Source organism: Pseudoalteromonas sp. (assembly GCF_041629635.1).
Classification (GTDB): Bacteria; Pseudomonadota; Gammaproteobacteria; order Enterobacterales; family Alteromonadaceae; genus Pseudoalteromonas.
The window spans coordinates 18,959-38,342 of the sequence record NZ_JBFKMX010000025.1; the positions used below are offsets into that span (position 1 = coordinate 18,959).

The window sequence follows — 19,384 nt, forward strand, 5'->3', positions numbered from 1 at the left end:
TTAACTATCTTCTCTTAAATAGCTAACTAGAACTTGATAAGAGTTTGCTGGCAAGTCAATCAGATATTCACTCGCAAAGACTTCTTCAGTTAAAAACTCCATTTTAACAGTAATTGGGAGTATTTGGCGCTTTGCCAAATCATGGGTGTTATACCAAATAGGCAAAGCTTTAACTTTTTGTTCTGGTTGTTTAGCTTCAATAGCTGCCGTAAGACTTTCCCACCCTAAAAAACTGAATCGAACATGTTTAAGTTTCTCAGCAATCACTACTTCATATTCCCATAAAACATTTTGCTCAGCAGAGATAAAAAGAATTGATGATAAGCTTGTTTCTCTATAAACAATTTTTTGAAAATCATCTTCATCAACAACCTCTACACTCACTAAAGCCGATCTGTTTGAAAAAATCGGAGAATCACTTACAAATGATAGTTTTCGCTCACTTGCCTGAAAGTAGATTCCTTTTTTATTGCCATTTAACGTGACAATATAAGGTGAGGTAGATTCTATCACACGCACTAATGAGGATAATCCTAGGTTTTTTCCAGCCTGCTTCCAAAAGTATTCAACCCTTTTATCCCACCTTTCAGAATATTGTGCGTATCCTAGATAACCAGCATATAAAACCATCATTAAGATCGAACTTGCGAGTAGAGTTTCAATTAGGGTAAAACCAGATTTTTTAAGTTTAACAGCTACCAAGTTGCAACCTCAAAATCAAACGGAACCTCTCTCGTTTCAGTTAATGCGACAACAGAGATATGGTATCGACCATAAAGTTTGGGTTTCTCACCGACATCACCAAGGAACTCCGGTGGTTGCACCCTATCTAGTAGTTTTGCCTGCCAATTAAACCGCACTCCCTGTACTGTTAATGTGCCTGACACGTCTGATTGACTTGACAACCCTTCAGCTGATCTTAATTGACTTTTGACTCCCGCAACAGCAATAGGTGCAATCTGATAAAGCCTAGTGGTAGAACTTGCTTTATGAGATGTTAAAAAAGACGAACCGAAAAGCTCAGCGATTAATGCTAAGGAAGCAAATAGAATTAACGAAGCGACTAACACTTCAATCAAAGTAAAGCCTTTATTGCTGTTCATACAATTGAAACATAGGTTTGATAAACACTTCTTTCTTTAAACCATTATTTAATTGGAATTCATAAAATCCAGGTTTAACGTGTGCATTCGTATTTATTACATACTCATTTTTAGAAAAGTTTAAGTACTTAAAATTAACATTTTTTTTTAATTCATTTTTGTTAATAGTTATCGTATGCCCTTCAGTTTGCAATGAAATATTATGTCCAGAATAAAAGGCATCATAAGACAACTGTTTAAATAGTTGTTGGACTTTTTCCTGCTCTATTAAAGCGCCTTGCTGATCGACAGCTTTAATCACTAAACCTCCTGTTAAAGCTAGTAATAATGACGCTATAGCCATTGTCACCATCAGTTCAATGAGAGAAAATCCCGAAAATTTAAAGCGGTACATCATTAATAGACACCATGCTCATCAGCATTGTGATAACAATACCACCCACAAATGCTCCCATGAATAATAACATTATAGGTTCTAGCATAGTGGTTAACTTTTTAATTACTTGCTCTAAGTCATTACGAGAGCGGTTGGCAACCTCACTAAATACTCGTGGTAAACGCCCTGTTTCTTCACCTACTTTAATAATCGATAAAAAGAAATCGGGGAAAATACGTGTTTTACTTAGTACAAAACTGAGTTGTTTACCTGTCTTTAACTGTTTTAGTGCTTGCTTCGCATCACGTTTAAAGTCTGGATGTTTTAAGGTTTCAGACGTCAGTTCAAGCGTTGTATCTAATTGCAAACCTGCATCTAGCATCATAGACATACTTTGTGCAAATCGAATACGTTCTGCAGTTATGATTACATTTCCAACAAGTGGCAATTTTGACCCCGTTACATAAAACCAATCTTTAACTTCTGGCTTTTGTAAGGCATAAACGAGCAAACCAATGCCACCAATAATACCACCGACAATAAGTAGCTGATAATCAATAAAGAAGTTACTGGTATTGATGATCATTTGCGTATACCAAGGTGCTTGTTCAAGATCGGTAAAGATGCCCGCCATTTTTGGCACAATAAAGGTTAAAACAAAATATACCGCCATAATACACACAAAAAAGATTACCGACGGATAAGTCAGTGCGGTACTAATTTGAGTGCGGAGATCTTTTTGAAACTTTAAATCAGCGGCTAAACGATTAAGAACTTCAGGTAAATTACCCGATGTTTCACCAATTTTTAATAGTGAAATGTATAGTGGACCAAACAGAGTTTCATGTTTAGCAAATGCATCACTTAATGATTCACCTTTTTTAAGTGAGCTGGCAATTTGATTGAGCAAGCGGCTAAGCGCTGGGTGGGCGTTTGATTGGCGAATAATATCAATACCTTTATCAACACGCACACCACTTTCTAGCAGTAACGACAACTCGCTGGTGAAAAACTCTAGCTGATCAAGCGTAACTTTTTCACCAAATAGTTCAGCAATTGTTGTTCCTGACGTAATCGCTTTAAGTTCTATCGGGTGTAACCCATCAGCGACAAGTTTTTGCTGAGCCTGCGGTTTATCATTCGCTTCGATGGTGCCTTGATGACGCGCGCCAGAATTGTCTATTGCCTTGTACTCAAATTCCATTAGCCCGCAACCCTTAGCACTTCATCAATGGTAGTTACACCTGTAACCACTTTATAAAAGCCATCTTCCATAAGGTTACGACGTTTAAGGCTTGCATTATGTGCTTGCGCTTTTGGAATAAACTGGTCGTTTTTCGGCATTGCTTTAATATCATCATCACAGCGCAGGTATTCGTTAATTGCTATTCGGCCTTTATAACCTGAATTATTGCAATGCTCACATCCGACTGCTTTTTGGATAGTTAAATTTTGAATGCCTGCATTCTCGGCAACTCGTTGAAGCGGGTATTTTGCTAATAACTCGTTCGCACTTTCGTCTGGTGCCGCACAGTGCTGGCATAAACGTCTAGCTAGTCGTTGTGCTACTACAGATACAAGTGCCGCATTAAGTAAAAACTCTTCCACACCTAAATCAAGTAAACGAGTATAAGCACTTGCAGCATCATTAGTGTGCACAGTACTAAATACAAGGTGACCAGTCAGAGCCGATTGAAGAGCAATTTGCGCGGTCTCTTTATCACGAATTTCACCAACCATTATTATGTCAGGATCTTGACGAACAATTGAACGCAGTCCTGCCGCAAAATCAAAACCGATTTCACTGTTTACTTGAACTTGATTAATGCCTTCAAGTTGGTATTCCACTGGGTCTTCAAGTGTAATAATTTTTACATCAGGGTTGTTAAGCTCATTTAAGAAGGTATAAAGCGTGGTTGTTTTACCAGAACCTGTTGGGCCTGTTAGTAAAACTACCCCTGTGGTTTTTTTAAGATCTTCGCCAATTAACGTTTGCGTATCGCCTGACAAACCAAGCACCGACATATCATAGCGAATTGAGTCTTTACGTAAGAAACGTAAAACAATACTTTCACCTTCGTTCAAAGGCAGTGCCGAGACACGAATATCTAGCTCTTGATTAGCAATTCGCATTTCAATTTTGCCATCTTGAGGGCGACGCTTTTCGGCAATATCCATACCAGATAATATTTTTAAACGTGTCGTAATTGGCAATTGCATTTTAGGTGCAAGCGAGTCTACTTCATGCAGTACACCGTCTATACGATAACGCACTCTAAAGCGACCTTGATAGGGTTCTAAGTGCATATCAGATGCCCCACGGGCCAACGCTTTAGTGATAAGTGAGTTTAGTAAGTTAACTGTTGGCGCTTCAGACGCAAGCTCTCTTAAACGAGCCTCTTCATCACCGGAGAGTTCATTTGACAAATCACTCGAACTATTCAGGTTTTGTATTTCATAAAAAAAAGGTTGGAGTTGAGAGGCGGTTGCAACCTCAATTTCAATTGATTTACCACACCCATTTAAGTATTCAATTAAACCTAAAGATAAAGGATCTTTAGTCACAATGTGTAATGCATCATTACTTGATGACAAAGGTACAGTGTCAAACGAAATAAGAGTATTTATTTCGGAGGTATTATCCGCAGGCAAAGACCAATCATGCCAATCTTCTTGAACAAAAATAGGATAGCCAAGCAATTGAGAATAAAAGCTACATAGGTCATCTTCAGTCAAACTACCCATATTAACGAGAATTTGCTCTAATCTACCAGAATACCTTTTTTGATATGATTTAGCCTTTTCTATATCAGAGTGACTAACTGAGAAAGACTTAAGTAGGATTTCTTCTGGTTCAATCATTGGTGAATAACATCCTCATTCTCACCTGAGCCACCCTCTTGACCATCTAGACCATAGCTTTTTATGCTATATGGATTTCCATTTACTCCGGGAACAGTATATACATAGGAATTTCCCCAAGGATCTAAAGGAATTGCTTTTGGCAAGTACGGGCCATCCCAACCCCTTTTAGTACTTGAACGCAACTCTTCAAGATTAGAGGGAATAGAGCCCACATCGAGACGATAAGTATCAATTGCCGCTTCGAACATTTGCATTTGCGCAACAGCCGCTTTCTTTTTAGATGATCCTACTTTTGAAAATAATTTAGGCGCTACTAGCGACCCTAATAGGCCTAAAATAATTAACACAATCATCAGCTCCATTAAGCTGAAACCACGCATTTTCTTCATTTTTACAACTCCCATAAATTCGACTTGGCAGTTTATCAAGGCCCAATGTCGATGTCGATAAATCACGATTTGATGATTGCAACAACTTGTTGCCACATCTGTTTATTCTGTTCTTTTACTTTTTTTGCGTGCGATAAGCTAATGCTTGCTTGATTAGTCAAATCATTTAAAAAGTCGTTCAATTTATTTTTTAATTGCTCAGTTCCAAGTTGGAAATCAATCACATTTTCAGATAATCCATACTCTCCATAGAGCATCTCATATTTATGACTCCAACTCGTTGCCAAACAAGGTACTCCCTGACAAAGCGCACTAACACAGCCATGAAATCGACTGCTAACCACCGCATCACAACGACCAATTAAAGCTTTTATTTCAGTAGCACTTAAACCATCTACAAGCGCTATTTGTTTGTTGTTTAAGGTATTTATAATCGCTTCACAAATTTCTCTATCTTCTTTGCCTTCGTGATTTAACACTTCAACAAAATAACCTTTGTCGATGAAAAACCGAGCTGAATTAATCCAAAAGTCGTAATACGCTTTCTTTTGTTGCATTGCATCTACACTGTGATATTTAGACACAACTTTGTTATTCGGAATTAAGCAAATGGTGTTTTCGTTTGTTTTTCCAACCTGCAGTACTTCAAGCAATGCCGTAAAATCTGGACTTTTGAACAAGTTATTGCTTTTATCTAACTTTTTACATTCTTGAAAAGAGATATCATCGCGAGCAAATGTAATGGAAGCATCATTAATCAATACCTCTGCAAACTCTTTTAATTCTGGTCGATTAAAAGGACCCAATGCTTGAGGCAAAATAATATAAGGCTTACCGGCCTTGTTAAAGCGTTTAATTTCCTTTGCTGTATTTCTGAGATCAGTCAATGGCCACTGATCACCATACGCAAACCCACAGGCATTTAAAATAACGTCTACATCCGCTTCCGTTACAATGCCAAATCGCTTTAATAATTTTCGAACTTTCTTTGGCAACTTTGCCAAAACCCCGGTTAAGTCAAAACTCCCTCTACGAAAGCTGAGTTTTTGCCATGCACCTAGTTTAGCTCGTTTAATATATGGTAAATTACGGCCAGGTGAGAGCGTAAGTTGATATTCACCTAAATGCTTATCAAGCTGCTGTAATATTGCCTCTAACATTAGTTCAGCCCCTTTGTTTGAGAACTGAACACCTTTAATTTCAATATTTAGCAACTAATCATTCTCCTTTACGTAATATATTAACTGTTCTGCTGTTTTTTTATCAGAAAATGGTATTCCTCCCTTAGGCTTTGCATAGCCAAGCGCAATGAACATTACAATGCGCTTGTACTGAGGAAGCTTCAGTAACTTACTAACTTGTTCATCCAATTTTTCAAGTTCAGGCCAATTAATTGCGCATGTTGATAAACCAAGGGTTTCTGCAGCTAACATAAACTGCATACTTGCAAGGCCTGAATCAATATAAATAACATGTCTATCACGATCCATTGGGTAGTATGATTGGTCACCTACGACAGCAATTAAGCAAGGGATATTATCTGAAAAGCCAACTGTTCCGCCTGGCAATTTTGCAACTTTTTTTCTAAAACTTTCACCTTCAACAACCACAAATTCAAACGGTTGTCGATTACAAGCACTGGGAGCTTGTGACGCAACAGAAACTACTTTTTCAAGCTTTTCAGCTTCAACAGACTTATCTAAAAACCAACGCGTTGATCTTCTCGCTTTCGATAAAGCCAATAATGAATCATAACTTACATCGTGATTTACCCGAGACTCACTGCAATAGGGCTTACAGTTATCACGCTCTAACGACTCAACAGACAAAAAGATTTTTTGAGCTTTTTTTACAATGCTATTTGACAGTTTGATAGCATTAAAATATGCAGTTAAAACAGAAAAAGCCCAATTTAATTCACTCGTTGAAAACCCCTCTGACTTGCTTGCTTTGACAAAAGTTTCTACGGTTTCTTGAATATAATCTAATGCAAATAAATCTCGCCTTGGCTCCATAATTAAGCCTTTTTCCAATCGATGAATATTTCTTCTTAATAATGAGCTAGATTTTTCTTGTACTCCGCCATTTCGAAAATAAGCAAGCTTAGCTTTTAATAAAGCCTGCTGCTCATACCCAAAGCTTCTATCAAAGAAACAGTAATACAATCTGGTCAAAAAGCGAGATTGCACCGCAACGGGCCAGCAACACTTTTGCGCATTATGGATCAGTTTCTTTATAAACTTTTTAAACGCAATCAAAAGAGTATTCCAAAGTTAAAAAAAGAGCTGACCCTAAAAAATTTTAGGGCCAAAAAATTAAAGTGCCGAAATTGCAGCTGCAGCTAGGCCAAGTTGATAAATAATTTGAGTTGCCGTACTCCATAAAGTTAGCTGATTCATGTATTCCGCATCGAGTGGCACAACTATGGTATCGCCTGGCTCTAAACGATTCTTCGATTCGTTAACAGCAAACCAACTAGCATCGTTAGGAATATACACTGAGCCATTAGCCTTAATAACATAGATACGCTCTTCATCTGCTCGCTGCTTTAAACCACCACTATACTCTAAATAATCATCAACAGTTAAATTGTCTCTGTACAAGTGCGAGGTAGAGACATTCACTTCACCAATAACGCTCACCGTGCTTTGTTTAGCCGGAATATAGAGTGCATCTCCTTTTTCCAATTCAAGGGGAATTGCACCAGATTGAATCTTAGGCAAATCAATAACTAAACGTCCTAACGCTTGTACCTTAGCTAGATCTTTTAACAACTTATCAGTATCGTCATAGCTTAATGATGCATCTGTTACCGAGTTAGAAAAGCTTTTTGAGGCAATTTCACGACGTAAATCGTCAGAGAGTTTTTGTAATTGTGCCCGCTCTTTTGTGCGTATTGACTCTCGAGTAAAAATTGCGCCATTTTCAGCTGCAAAGTCAGTTAAACCGCCAGCACGCTCCAATACATTCTCTAAGGTTTCTCCGCGCTTAATTGAGTAAGTACCTGGAAAACGCACTTCACCATAAAGGCTGACCGTTCTTTCTTCAGACCAATTTGGCGTTGGGAAAACATTTAATGAATCCTTACTTTGCAATATAAACTGCCTTGATTGATTCATAGCTTCAGTTAAATTCACTGAAATATGTTCAACACTTGCATTCTCACCCTTTATAACCCGTGTTACTTCGGCATTTTGCATATAAGCAGACTCAAGTAAGCCACCAGCAGCATTAACTGCAAGCTTAACAGAGGCATTTGTCACTAAAGGGTAAACCCCAGGGTAACGTACACGCCCATTAACCGCAATCAGGGCGACATCTTCAAATGCAGATGCTTGTTTTTGCAGCTTTAATATTACAGGCGCAAGTAATTTTTTTCGACTAAATACAGAATACTCGTCTTCATCTAACTCTTCGGTATGACCTGTAAGTAACTTTGTTAGATTATCTAACTGTGTAGTTTCCTCTTCTTCTTCCTCAACCTCTTCACCAATAAACTCTAAAAATTTTCGGTTTTCAAACTTTTGCCACTGCTCAACTTTTGCCTGATGTGCGATTTCTTTCTCACTGAGAGCGAGATCACTTAACAATCTTTTTTCTTCGGCTTTTTCTTCAAAGCGACTAAATATGATAATGATATCACGCGGCTTTAATTCAAAATTGGACGCCTTATTTTCTAACGCATCTACCAATGAAAATTGGAGTAATTCAATATCACCACGTATGTTCTTTTCACGCACAATCAGTGAATAGTCAAAATCCGCAATGGGTAAGACATCTGACTTTAGAGACGATACTAAGTCTGAAATACGTTTACCTGCTTTCCATTGGTAATTACCTGGGTGTGATACTGCACCCATAATAGTCACAGCATTTTCTAATTCTTCACTCGATCCCTGCACTTTAATGACATCACCATCATGCGGTTGATAGCTAATTTCGCTTTTTGAGAAATCCCTAGTTAAAACCGTTTTAAAACTGTTGCCTGCGTAACGTTCAATAACTGTTTTTTGTGGGAAAGCTTCTGCTTTAAACCCACCTGCCAGACGGATTAAGTCTTCTGCGGTTTCATTTTTCTTTAGCTCAAAAATTGCAGGGCGTTTAACTAAACCTGAAACAGTGACTTGCTTACCTACCGATGGAATAAATACAACATCACCTGATTGCAGCACAATATCGTTTGAGCTATCACCTTTAGTTAACAGGTCGTATAAATCAAGTGCAGCAACTACTTTGCCAGCTCTTTTTACTTGAACATTTCGCAGCGAGCCTATTTCAGTGATCCCCCCACTTACAAACAAGGCATGGGTAACTGATGCAAGCGATGACACACTATAAGCCCCCGGCTTATATGCCTCACCTAATACTAAAATGCGCATAGAGCGAAGGCGCCCCATAGAGACAAATGCTTCTACACCAATAATCTCCTGCTCAATTTTCGCTTTTACTAACTTTTTAACTTCTGAGAACTGTAAACCTGCTACATTAACGGGGCTTAGTTTGGGAATGGTTAAACGACCTTCACGGTCAACCTCTACTTCAAAACTATCACTTTCCTTTCCGTAAAAATTGATTTGAAACTCATCGCCAGGTCCAACTAAATAAGAGTCAGGAATAGCCGCATTTTCACTTGGCATAAACGACATTGGCTCACCAGCAAACAACTCATAGCCAAATGGTTTTAATTCTTCCATTTGCGGTTTGAACTTTTCTTCTTCGCTCTTTTCTTCTTCTTCAGAACGGGGTTGTACGAGTAATGATTCGTCTTGTAATGCTTCTTCCACTTGTTTACTTGATTTATCAAGTTGGTTCAAGTCGATACCATACTGTTTAGCAAGAGCCTTTTGCTGCGACTTTGGCAATTTTTTAAATTGCTCAATTTGCTGTGGTGTTGGAGTCATGGCCATTGATGGCTGAATAAATGAAACGACTAACAAGCAAAGAAAAAGCTTAAGATAACGCACAGGATCCCTTTAAAATTCAAGTTCAAATACAACCCACAATTCTACCTGACTTCATGGGCAAAAAAAAAGAGCGTTGAACGCTCTTTTACAATTTTGTTTAAGCTAAAACTTAGAAGCTATAAACTAGAGTTAATACAGTTTCAGTGTCTGTATTTACTTTTTCAGCATCAACTTCTGAGTTATGAGTAACATTAAACCCTACTTTCATCTGCAGCGAACCATTAATTTTGGTTAATAGTGCGGTTTCAGAGATACTCTTGGTGTTAGTACTACCCGATTCAACTTTAAATCCTTGCGTAAATTTAGCATTATCACTAATTGTCCAGCTAAAATCGGCTTTCGCTAATGCAATCCATTCATCATCACGCTCGCCCGCTTTTGGACGACCATCTTTGAAAACGTCTTTATTTTTTTCTGAGTACTGAAAATATTTATAACCTGGACCAAAATCCACACTCAACGTCATATCGGATTCATCAATTAAACGGAAACCATAACCACCAGAAAGAACAGTTTCATGACGATAAGCACCGAAATAATCACTATCGTGGGTTAAACCAACAAATAAGTGTGAATGCTTTTCTCTTAGATTGTAGTTTGCTTGAATCGCTGCACCGTATTTTTCATTGGTACGCTGTGTTTCTTTTAAACCACTTTCTAAAGTCACTTCATCTTCTTTATAAAGTGCATTCAGCTTATATTCATTGGTCCATTGACCGAGATCATGCTTAGCATTGGCACCAAACTTAAACGTTGTCGTTTCTGTGTTACCACTGGTGATAATCGCACCTAACTCACTGCTTGCTTGCCATGTTTTATCTTCTGCAATAGCTACATTAGTTAGTGTAAGTGCCATTAGTGACGCTAAATATTTTAATTTCATTATTAGAGCCTATTACTCGCTAATTTTATTTAAATGCACATCCATTTGAGGGAAAGGTATTGTAATACCGGCTTCGTCCAACGCTAGTTTAAAGTTTTCTTGTAGATAAAAATACACAGCCCAGTAATCTTCAGTTTTTGCCCATGAGCGTGTTACAAAGTTAACACTTGAATCGCCCAAAGAGTGCACACCAATGAAGAACTCAGGATCTTTTAACACTTTATCATTTGATTTAATCACACTTTCAAGTACTTCACGTGTTTCTTTTAAGCATGAGTCGTAACTCACTCCGACCATAATATCGACACGACGTCTTTCCTGACGACTGAAGTTAACAATAGCACCACCCATAATAGCTGAGTTAGGAACGATAATTGTTTTATTATCAGGCGTTAGTAATTCAGTCGAGAAAATTTCAATTTTTGACACACTACCTGAATGACCTGCTGCCTCAATAAATTCTCCAGACTTGAACGGGCGTAAGATAATAATCAATACACCAGATGCAAAGTTTGATAGTGATCCTTGAAGCGCTAAGCCAACAGCTAAACCAGCAGCACCCAAAATAGCAATAAACGAAGTTGTTTCAATGCCTACTTGAGAGAGCGCCATTAGCACCGTCGCCGCAAAAACTAATGCGTAAACAATGTTGGCTAAAAACGAACCAACTGCTTTATCTACTTTGCGTTTTTCAATCGCTTTTTTTGTCAGCTTTTCCGCCATTTTTGCAATACGTATCCCCACTAAGAAGATAATAACTGCAATAATGGCCTGTAAACCATAATGTAAGAGCATATCTGAGTTTTCATTTAACCAATTAACTGCAGAATCCATAATTTTCCATCCTTTGTAGTTGATTTAGGTAATCTTCAGAATTATAAAGACTTTTTAATATATCGTCACTTTATTTAAAAGCGCTCGATAATTATAATTTACTTTTCGAGAGGTATTGATGGTCTTGTCCAAATAAATAACAGAACTGCAAATATACAAACAATAACTATCACCTTTAGCCAATATACGAATGGCATAAATATTAGTGGGTAAGAGATTAACAACACCATAGAAGCTGTTGCGATGATTTTAACCTTAGTGCGAATTACACCATACTTTTCCCAATCATGTATCAAGTCACCAAATAATTTATGATTCAACAGCCAACGATGCAAGTGTGTTGAAGACTTCGAAAAGCAAAAAGCTGAAAGTAAGACAAAGGGCGTCGTTGGTAATAGAGGTAAAAATACCCCAAGAATGCCCAGGGACAAGCTCATTAAGCCAATAAACAACCAAAATGAGCGGATCACAGCTACTTTTATCACTCTCAAACCGTACAAAATATTTTATTTAGCAAAAGCATAACATAACTCTTCCCATTGTTTGTTTTTTTATGTATTATGCGCGCCACACCAAGCAAGGTGTTACCTTTTTTTTGTGGCGGCTGTAGCTCAGTTGGTAGAGCCCTGGATTGTGATTCCGGTTGTCGCGAGTTCAAGTCTCGTCAGTCGCCCCACTCTTTATTCATCTGTAATTTTCTCTACAAAATTTTTATAAAGACTTTACCACCCCTCACTTAAACACTGTTCTAAGTCATTAAAATCTTTATGATTTAACTTTTATGTGTTAGCTCATCAATCAAATGAATTATGTGTAATTTAGAAACAAAAAACGCGACCTAAGTCGCGCTTTCAAATTTATGTTTTAAACTATTATGCTTTTGCAGTTTCTAAACCTGGTGCGGCCATAGTAACTGACTCTTCGAATGTTGCCCATTCCCATGCAGTTTCCGTAGCCATTAACTTGCGCAGTAGCTTATTGTTGAGGTCGTGACCAGATTTATATGCAGTTACTTTACCTAACAGGTTATGACCTGCCATAAACAGATCGCCAACACAATCTAATATTTTGTGTTTAACAAACTCATCTGGGTAGCGTAAACCATCTGGGTTAAGCACTTTAAAGTCATCAAGCACTACCGCGTTATCCATGCTGCCACCTAATGCTAGATTATTAGCGTGCATATATTCGATATCACGCATAAAGCCAAAGGTACGGGCACGGCTTATCTGCTCAATGAAATTTTTCGCTGTAATATCTAAACCTATACGTTGGCGACTTTCATTAATTGCTGGGTGGTTAAACGCAATTTCAAAGTCGATATGAAAACCATCGTAAGGTTCAATTTCAGCCCATTTATCACCGTCTTCTACACGCACTTTTTCGGTAATACGAACAAAACGCTTCGCTGCATTTTGTTCTTTAATACCCGCTTTTTGAATGAGGTAAATAAATGGCAATGAACTACCGTCCATAATAGGTACTTCAGGGCTATCCAACTCAACAATCAGATTATCTAAGCCTAAGGCAGCAATTGCCGCAATTAAGTGCTCAGTCGTAGACAAGCGGACACCATCTTCATTGATTAAACATGTACATAATTGAGTATCGCCCACAGCCTCAGGTGTTGTTTTAAAATCAACAACAGGATTAAGGTCTACTCGGCGAAATACGATCCCCGTATTCGCACTAGCAGGTCGGAGAGTGATAGATACCTTTTCACCCTTATGTAATCCAACACCTACGGCACTGACTTTTTCAGTTATGGTACGCTGCTTTATCATAGGCTATCCACTTACTCATTAAATTGGGCGGCGATCTTACCACAGATAAGACCAGCTGCCAAATTGTGCACAATACTTAAACAGTCGAGCGATTAATCAGCTTGATTACGCAAGAAAGTTGGTACATCAAAGTAATCCGCTTTATCTTGCTTTTTGTCCTGTGATGCGCTTTCTTTGACTTCAGATTGAACGTTTGGTTCAACTGTCTGAGGAGCATCCACATTGCCTGATTGCGCAAAACTTGGCACAAACACACCAGGTGTTGATGTACCGCTCGTTTTCATACTAGTAACCTGGTTGGTATCAGAGCCTGATACTTTTTGGAAATCAGTGCCTACAATACCAAACTGAGGTTTACGGTCACCACCTAAACCAGTTGCAACAACTGTAACACGTAGATCTTCAGACATATCAGGATCAATTACTGCACCTACAACTACGGTTGCGTTTTCTGAAGCAAGTGCTTTCACATGGTTACCGACAGTTTCGAACTCTTCAATCGCAATGTCCATGCCAGCAGTAATATTAACAAGAATGCCTTTAGCACCTGTTAAATCGACATCTTCAAGTAGCGGGCTTGAGATTGCAGCTTCAGCGGCTTCTTGCGCTCGATCAGGGCCTTTTGCTGATGCAGTACCCATCATTGCAGTGCCCATAGCCGACATTACAGTGCGTACATCGGCGAAATCCACGTTGATTAGGCCAGAGCGAGTGATTAACTCCGCAATACCTTGCACCGCACCAAATAAAACGTCATTTGCTTTTGCGAATGCGTCTAATAATGTCGTACCTTTGCCTAAAACTTTTAGCAATTTATTGTTAGGAATTGTAATTAATGAATCAACATGTTGAGAAAGCTCATTGATACCATCTTCAGCTGCAGCTGCACGTTTCTTACCTTCAAATTCAAAAGGACGTGTTACAACAGCAACAGTTAAAATTCCCATTTCTTTCGCGATACGCGCAACCACAGGTGCAGCGCCAGTACCTGTACCACCACCCATACCTGCAGCTATAAAAATCATATCCGCACCTTCTAGGCTATTGCGAATCGTATCAGCATCTTCCTCGGCTGAGTCACGCCCCACTTCTGGGTTTGCCCCAGCACCTAAACCTTGGGTAATTTGCGTACCTAATTGCACTGTTACATCTGCAGATGACTTACGTAACGCTTGTGCATCTGTATTGGCCGCAATAAATTTAACGCCTTCAATTTGTTTTTTAACCATGTGTTCAACAGCGTTACCACCGCCACCGCCGACACCGATTACTTTAATTACGGCTTCTTCACCGTGTTGTTCCATTAAATCAAACATGTTTAACTCTCCGACTAACTACCAAATGAAAACTCAAAAGGTAAAAGCTTAAAACTCCCCTTGAAACCATTTTGTCAAACGGCTCCACCAATTTCCATTACCCGATTCTGTGGTGCGGTTGCTCTGGCTATGTTGCATCGTTCGCCCATACTGCAACAATCCAACTGAAGTCGCAAATGACGGATCATTCACATAATCAGTAAGCCCAGCGATCCCTACCGGTTGACCAACGCGCACTGGCATTTGGAAAATCTCTTCTGCTACTTCAACAACACCTTGCATTTTGGCTGTACCGCCAGTTAACACGATGCCTGCAGCTATTTGTTCTTCTAATCCTGAACGGCGAATCTCATTCATCGCCAACTCAAATATCTCTCTCATGCGCGGCTCTACGACTTCCGATAAAGTATGACGCGACATGATTCGTGCAGGTCGACCACCCACACTGGGTACTTCAATACTGTCTTCTTGACTCGCTAAGCGACTTAACGCGCTGGCATATTGTACTTTAATTGCCTCTGCATGCGAGATAGGAGTACGAAATATTTTCGCAATATCGCCTGTAACTTGATTGCCCGCAACAGGTAATACTGCTGAGTGGCGCAATGAGCCCTGTGTATAGATAGTGATATCCATTGTACCACCACCAATATCAACAACTGCCACACCGAGTTCTCGCTCATCTTCAGTTAATACTGAATCGCCCGATGCAAGCGCAGAGAAAATAAACTGATCAACATGTAAACCGCATCGCTCAACACATTTTTCAATGTTTTTTGCCATGTCGTTTGAGCACGTAATAATGTGAGCGCGAGCTTCCATTCGTACACCACTCATACCTAGCGGGTTACGAATGCCTTCTTGCATATCCACGGTATATTCTTGCGGCAAGGCATGCAGCATTTTGCGTTCAGCTGAAATAGGCACTGATTTAGCTATATGGATGACATTATCAATATCATCATGGGTAATTTCAGCATTATTAATTGCCACTACGCCATTTTCATTTTGGCATTGGATATGTTTGCCGGAAATACCAAGGTAAACCGAGCTAATACGACAATCCGCCATCAGTTCAGCTTCATCTAGCGCACGCTGAATTGATTCGGAGACAAGATTTAGATCGTTTACACCACCTTTATCCATGCCTTTTGCGTTCTGACTGCCAACACCAACAATACTCAACTGATTATCAGGCGTTACTTCCCCAACAACAGCAACCACTTTAGATGTACCAACATCTAAGCCGATTATGAGATTACGTTCAACTGCCTTGGTCATACCCTAGTTATACCTTATTATTTTTAGATTGCTGTTCTGCGGGCTGCAGCCAACTTACAGCCAATCCCGTATCATACCTTAAATCTATCGACTCTACCTCTTTATCCGATGAGTTTTTTATCTCTGGATATAAATCGATAAACCGCTGTACTCTGAGCGCAATATCTTTACGCCCTAAATTCAATTTCACACCGTCTTTAAGCCATAACTGCCACGAAAAACGCTCAGATAGAGCCAAACTACTGAGCTCAATTTCATTTAGCGCTAACAATTCTTTAAAGGTTTTAAACGTCTTCCAAGCTTCACTTTCACTGCCTTCGGGACCATACAGCATAGGTAGCTTATTAAAAAATTGTTCCGCCTGAGCCTGAAAAATATCACCCTGCGTATTTAATAATAAATCTTGGTTCCAAATTGCTACAGCTTGATGCTCAGTAACATATACTCGCAATGTATCAGGCCATTGTTTGCGAACTGATACACTGGCAATCCAAGGAAGCTCTAATAGTTTCTCTTGTACTTGATTTACATCGACATCAAAAAATGTTCTAACTTTTAGTGACTTAATTTTTGCAATTATCGCCTGCTCACTTGTATAGACAGGCTTTCCATGTACCAGTACTTTGCTCAACTTGCTATTTTTCTCAGTTGCTAAGTAATCAGTTAATGCACTAATACCTTGCCAGGTAAAAAATAAAGTGAAAACAAAAAAACTCACGCCAAACAGTAAAGTCCAATTGATTGCAGCAACCAATCGCTTTACTAAATCTGTAACAGTGAGCATTTTTTCTTTCATTTATAGTGTCGAATCCAAAATTTCTAATACCAGTTCAGCAAAACTTCTACCGGAATCTTTCGCAGCCATTGGCACTAACGATTTTTCTGTCATACCTGGTACTGTGTTGACTTCTAAAAGATAAAATTGACCATTTTCATCACGCATAACATCAACACGCCCCCAATCTTTGGCGCCAACTAGGGCAAACGCTTGGGATGCAATACGCTGTAAGTATTCCGTTTCAGTTGACGCTAAATTTGCAGGGCAATGATAACTTGTAGTCGAAGCTTTATATTTTGCTTCGTAATCATAAAAACCACGCGGCGTACGCATTTCGATCACAGATAATGCCTGGTTATTCAACATGCTAACTGTGTATTCAGAACCTGTAATCCACTGCTCTAACAATACCTCATCGTCAAATATGAAAGCATTTTCAAGCGCGTTATTTAACTCTATTGCAGAGCTTGCTTTCGCCATGCCGATACTGGAACCTTCATGACTTGGCTTAACCATCACTGCACCAAATTCAGCAATGATTTCTTGTGTATTAAAATCTTCGCCTTTTTTGACCGTAGTAAATTTCGCGGTTGGCAGATTATTGGCAATAAATAGCTGTTTACAACGCACTTTATCCATTGCTAAGGCACTGCCAAGTACACCACTACCCGTATAAGGTAGGCCCATAAACTCAAGCGCTCCTTGAATTGTGCCATCTTCACCACCGCGACCGTGCAACGCGATAAATACACGGTCAATACCAAGCGTTTTTAGCTCAGCAAGTTCTCTTTCTTTTGGGTCGAATGCAATAGCATCCACCCCATTTGCTAGCAGAGCATTTAAGATGGCACTACCAGAATTGAGCGACACTTCACGTTCCGCTGAATTACCACCTAATAAAACGGCGACTTTACCATACTGCTTTTGGGTCATTGCGCTACCTGCTTTAGCTTAGTTATATTCATTTCTGTTTCTGCAATTTGTTTAACCAATTGACCAATATTACCGGCCCCTTGCGTTAACACTAAGTCATTGTCTTTCACCGCATCTGCAAGTGCTGAAAAAAGCTCATTTGGTGTTGCAACATATCTTGGCTCTTTACCACGTTGCCTTAAACTTCGGCACAAACTCTTACTGTCGGCACCAACGATTGGCTCTTCACCCGCAGCGTAAACTTCAAGTAGCAATAATTCATCTACTTGGCTTAGTACCTCAACAAATTCTTCGTATAGATCACGTGTACGTGTAAAACGGTGTGGCTGGTAAGCCATAACTAAGCGTTTATTTGGCCACCCTTGTTTTGCCGCTTTAATCGTTGCTGCAACTTCAGAAGGGTGATGACCATAATCATCGACTAACATTATTGAGCCAACTTCATTGTTAAATTCACCATAATGCTGAAAACGTCGACCTATGCCTTCAAACTCTTTAAGTGCAACTTTAATTGCACTTTCATCAACGCCTTCTTCGTTCGCAACAGCAATTGCAGCTGTCGCATTTAACGCATTATGTTTACCTGGCAAGTTCAACGTTATTTCAAGTGGTTCTCCATTAGGCAGCACGACTTCAAAGGTACTACTACTCGCCAATTGAGAGAAGTTAATCAACTGATAATCTGCATCGCCTGACTCACCGTATGACACAAACTTCCGGCTAAAACGCGGCAATAATTCACGCACAACAGGGTCATCTATACAAGCTACTGCTAAGCCATAAAATGGTAAATTGTGAATAAACTCAATATAGGTGTCTTTCATATTTTCAAAGTCACCTTGATAAGTATCCATATGATCAGCTTCAATATTTGTAATCACACTGATCATTGGGTTTAAGTGCAAAAAGCTTGCATCACTCTCATCCGCTTCAGCAATCAAATATTGACCACTACCAAGCTTGGCATTTGTGCCTGCACTATTTAATAAACCACCAATCACAAACGTAGGATCAAGCTCTGCTTTTGCAAAAATACTCGCCACTAAACTGGTAGTGGTTGTTTTACCATGGGTACCAGCTACGGCAATGCCCTGTCTGAAACGCATTAACTCTGCGAGCATTTCAGCACGGCGAACAATTGGGATATGTTTCTCTTTTGCATAGGTAATTTCAGGGTTGCTATCGTCAATTGCACTTGAAACAACAACGACATCTGCGTTTTCTACATTTTCTTCACGGTGACCAATAAATACGGTCGCACCAGCAGCACCTAAACGTTCAGTCATGGCGCCACGATTAATGTCAGAACCAGTGATTGAATAGCCCAAGTGTAATAACACTTCGGCTATGCCACCCATACCTGCTCCACCAATCCCGATAAAGTGGATAGTGTTGATTCGTCTCATTGCAGGTAAATTATCTTTTTTCAATGTGTTTCTCTACTTACTATATTCGATACATAAATTTGCAACATCACGTGTTGCATCTAACTTAGCAGCAGCTTTCGCTTTTCCTGCCATTTCATTAACCAGCGCTTTATCAACAACAAAAGGTTTTATTAAATCAACTAAGCTGTCTTTCGACATGTCTTTTTGTTGAATCAGCAATGCTGCATTTTGCTTTACTAAATAATTTGCATTGGCTGTTTGATGGTCATCAACTGCGAACGGAAATGGAACAAACACCGCCATTTTCCCCGCAGCAGCAATTTCACTTACAGTAAGCGCTCCAGCACGACATACAACAATATCAGCCCATGCATATGCTTTATCCATATCATGGATAAACTCGCTCACATCAGCATTTAACTTCAGCTTTTCATAGCGTTTTGTCACTTCAGCTAAGTGACCTTTGCCTGTTTGGTGGCGAATTGCGATA

Annotated in this window: 19 protein-coding genes and 1 tRNA gene; 1 reads left to right on the forward strand and 19 read right to left on the reverse strand. The window is 39.3% G+C overall.

The window, feature by feature from the left end; translation table 11 throughout:
* The 12 genes from ABYD77_RS05855 to ABYD77_RS05910 form a co-directional block, all read right to left on the reverse strand.
* On the reverse strand, window positions 1-702 hold the full coding sequence (locus ABYD77_RS05855; RefSeq protein WP_372767927.1) for a type II secretion system protein J: 702 nt from the start codon (window positions 700-702) through the stop codon (window positions 1-3).
* The gene (locus tag ABYD77_RS05860) at window positions 696-1,103 is read right to left on the reverse strand and encodes a prepilin-type N-terminal cleavage/methylation domain-containing protein (RefSeq protein ID WP_372767929.1); all 408 of its coding nucleotides are present in this window, start codon (window positions 1,101-1,103) and stop codon (window positions 696-698) included. Before ABYD77_RS05860 ends, ABYD77_RS05855 begins: the two co-directional genes overlap by 7 nt.
* A complete protein-coding gene (locus ABYD77_RS05865) occupies window positions 1,090-1,500 on the reverse strand; it encodes a type II secretion system protein (RefSeq protein WP_372767931.1) in 411 nt (136 codons plus the stop codon). Before ABYD77_RS05865 ends, ABYD77_RS05860 begins: the two co-directional genes overlap by 14 nt.
* Window positions 1,484-2,683: a type II secretion system F family protein gene (locus ABYD77_RS05870; RefSeq protein WP_372767933.1), complete on the reverse strand. Its 1,200-nt coding sequence runs from the start codon at window positions 2,681-2,683 to the stop codon at window positions 1,484-1,486. The genes ABYD77_RS05865 and ABYD77_RS05870 overlap by 17 nt, the downstream gene beginning before the upstream one ends.
* The gene (locus ABYD77_RS05875) at window positions 2,683-4,341 is read right to left on the reverse strand and encodes a GspE/PulE family protein (protein ID WP_372767935.1); all 1,659 of its coding nucleotides are present in this window, start codon (window positions 4,339-4,341) and stop codon (window positions 2,683-2,685) included. The genes ABYD77_RS05870 and ABYD77_RS05875 overlap by 1 nt, the downstream gene beginning before the upstream one ends.
* Window positions 4,338-4,733 (reverse strand): type II secretion system major pseudopilin GspG, encoded by a 396-nt coding sequence (gene gspG / locus ABYD77_RS05880; protein WP_372767937.1) that lies wholly within the window; start codon window positions 4,731-4,733, stop codon window positions 4,338-4,340. The genes ABYD77_RS05875 and gspG overlap by 4 nt, the downstream gene beginning before the upstream one ends.
* A gap of 62 nt (window positions 4,734-4,795) precedes the next feature.
* Window positions 4,796-5,947, reverse strand: a complete 1,152-nt coding sequence (locus tag ABYD77_RS05885) for a polysaccharide pyruvyl transferase family protein (RefSeq protein ID WP_372767939.1) — start codon at window positions 5,945-5,947, stop codon at window positions 4,796-4,798.
* Window positions 5,948-6,991 (reverse strand): nitroreductase family protein, encoded by a 1,044-nt coding sequence (locus tag ABYD77_RS05890; RefSeq protein ID WP_372767941.1) that lies wholly within the window; start codon window positions 6,989-6,991, stop codon window positions 5,948-5,950.
* Window positions 6,992-7,048: 57 nt separating this feature from the next.
* On the reverse strand, window positions 7,049-9,640 hold the full coding sequence (locus ABYD77_RS05895; protein ID WP_372767959.1) for an SLBB domain-containing protein: 2,592 nt from the start codon (window positions 9,638-9,640) through the stop codon (window positions 7,049-7,051).
* Window positions 9,641-9,806: 166 nt separating this feature from the next.
* Entirely contained in the window at window positions 9,807-10,580 is a 774-nt protein-coding gene (locus ABYD77_RS05900) for a YdiY family protein (protein WP_372767943.1), read from the reverse strand.
* 12 nt (window positions 10,581-10,592) lie between these two features.
* Window positions 10,593-11,414 carry a mechanosensitive ion channel family protein gene (locus ABYD77_RS05905; protein WP_372767945.1) on the reverse strand — a complete coding sequence of 274 codons (822 nt, stop codon included), beginning with the start codon at window positions 11,412-11,414 and terminating at the stop codon, window positions 10,593-10,595.
* Between the two features lie 98 nt (window positions 11,415-11,512).
* A complete protein-coding gene (locus ABYD77_RS05910) occupies window positions 11,513-11,851 on the reverse strand; it encodes a YbaN family protein (RefSeq protein ID WP_372767961.1) in 339 nt (112 codons plus the stop codon).
* 163 nt (window positions 11,852-12,014) lie between these two features.
* Between ABYD77_RS05910 and ABYD77_RS05915 the strand changes: the two genes are divergently transcribed.
* A tRNA-His gene (locus ABYD77_RS05915) sits at window positions 12,015-12,090 on the forward strand.
* 196 nt (window positions 12,091-12,286) lie between these two features.
* Here the strand turns inward: ABYD77_RS05915 and lpxC are convergent.
* From lpxC to ABYD77_RS05950, 7 genes are all read right to left on the reverse strand, one after another.
* Entirely contained in the window at window positions 12,287-13,198 is a 912-nt protein-coding gene (gene lpxC / locus ABYD77_RS05920) for a UDP-3-O-acyl-N-acetylglucosamine deacetylase (protein WP_372767947.1), read from the reverse strand.
* Between the two features lie 92 nt (window positions 13,199-13,290).
* Window positions 13,291-14,514, reverse strand: a complete 1,224-nt coding sequence (gene ftsZ, locus ABYD77_RS05925) for a cell division protein FtsZ (protein ID WP_372767949.1) — start codon at window positions 14,512-14,514, stop codon at window positions 13,291-13,293.
* Between the two features lie 48 nt (window positions 14,515-14,562).
* Window positions 14,563-15,795, reverse strand: coding sequence for a cell division protein FtsA (gene ftsA, locus ABYD77_RS05930; RefSeq protein WP_372767951.1), 1,233 nt, complete (start codon window positions 15,793-15,795; stop codon window positions 14,563-14,565).
* A gap of 7 nt (window positions 15,796-15,802) precedes the next feature.
* Window positions 15,803-16,591 carry a cell division protein FtsQ/DivIB gene (locus tag ABYD77_RS05935; protein WP_372767953.1) on the reverse strand — a complete coding sequence of 263 codons (789 nt, stop codon included), beginning with the start codon at window positions 16,589-16,591 and terminating at the stop codon, window positions 15,803-15,805.
* Window positions 16,592-17,506, reverse strand: coding sequence for a D-alanine--D-alanine ligase (locus ABYD77_RS05940; protein WP_372767955.1), 915 nt, complete (start codon window positions 17,504-17,506; stop codon window positions 16,592-16,594).
* Window positions 17,503-18,912, reverse strand: coding sequence for a UDP-N-acetylmuramate--L-alanine ligase (gene murC / locus ABYD77_RS05945; RefSeq protein WP_372767963.1), 1,410 nt, complete (start codon window positions 18,910-18,912; stop codon window positions 17,503-17,505). Before murC ends, ABYD77_RS05940 begins: the two co-directional genes overlap by 4 nt.
* A gap of 33 nt (window positions 18,913-18,945) precedes the next feature.
* Window positions 18,946-19,384, reverse strand: a 439-nt coding sequence (locus ABYD77_RS05950; protein ID WP_372767957.1) for a glycosyltransferase, incomplete at its 5' end; no start/stop codon positions are given.

Coding starts and splice junctions, on each gene's coding strand:
- ABYD77_RS05900 (WP_372767943.1), bottom strand. CDS start 10,580: ATGAAATTAAAATATTTAGCGTCACTAATGGCACTTACACTAACTAAT.
- lpxC (WP_372767947.1), bottom strand. CDS start 13,198: ATGATAAAGCAGCGTACCATAACTGAAAAAGTCAGTGCCGTAGGTGTT.
- gspG (WP_372767937.1), bottom strand. CDS start 4,733: ATGAAGAAAATGCGTGGTTTCAGCTTAATGGAGCTGATGATTGTGTTA.
- ABYD77_RS05910 (WP_372767961.1), bottom strand. CDS start 11,851: ATGAGCTTGTCCCTGGGCATTCTTGGGGTATTTTTACCTCTATTACCA.
- ABYD77_RS05935 (WP_372767953.1), bottom strand. CDS start 16,591: ATGAAAGAAAAAATGCTCACTGTTACAGATTTAGTAAAGCGATTGGTT.
- ABYD77_RS05875 (WP_372767935.1), bottom strand. CDS start 4,341: ATGATTGAACCAGAAGAAATCCTACTTAAGTCTTTCTCAGTTAGTCAC.
- ABYD77_RS05940 (WP_372767955.1), bottom strand. CDS start 17,506: ATGACCCAAAAGCAGTATGGTAAAGTCGCCGTTTTATTAGGTGGTAAT.
- ABYD77_RS05865 (WP_372767931.1), bottom strand. CDS start 1,500: ATGATGTACCGCTTTAAATTTTCGGGATTTTCTCTCATTGAACTGATG.
- ABYD77_RS05895 (WP_372767959.1), bottom strand. CDS start 9,640: ATGGCCATGACTCCAACACCACAGCAAATTGAGCAATTTAAAAAATTG.
- murC (WP_372767963.1), bottom strand. CDS start 18,912: ATGAGACGAATCAACACTATCCACTTTATCGGGATTGGTGGAGCAGGT.
- ftsA (WP_372767951.1), bottom strand. CDS start 15,795: ATGACCAAGGCAGTTGAACGTAATCTCATAATCGGCTTAGATGTTGGT.
- ftsZ (WP_372767949.1), bottom strand. CDS start 14,514: ATGTTTGATTTAATGGAACAACACGGTGAAGAAGCCGTAATTAAAGTA.
- ABYD77_RS05870 (WP_372767933.1), bottom strand. CDS start 2,683: ATGGAATTTGAGTACAAGGCAATAGACAATTCTGGCGCGCGTCATCAA.
- ABYD77_RS05860 (WP_372767929.1), bottom strand. CDS start 1,103: ATGAACAGCAATAAAGGCTTTACTTTGATTGAAGTGTTAGTCGCTTCG.
- ABYD77_RS05905 (WP_372767945.1), bottom strand. CDS start 11,414: ATGGATTCTGCAGTTAATTGGTTAAATGAAAACTCAGATATGCTCTTA.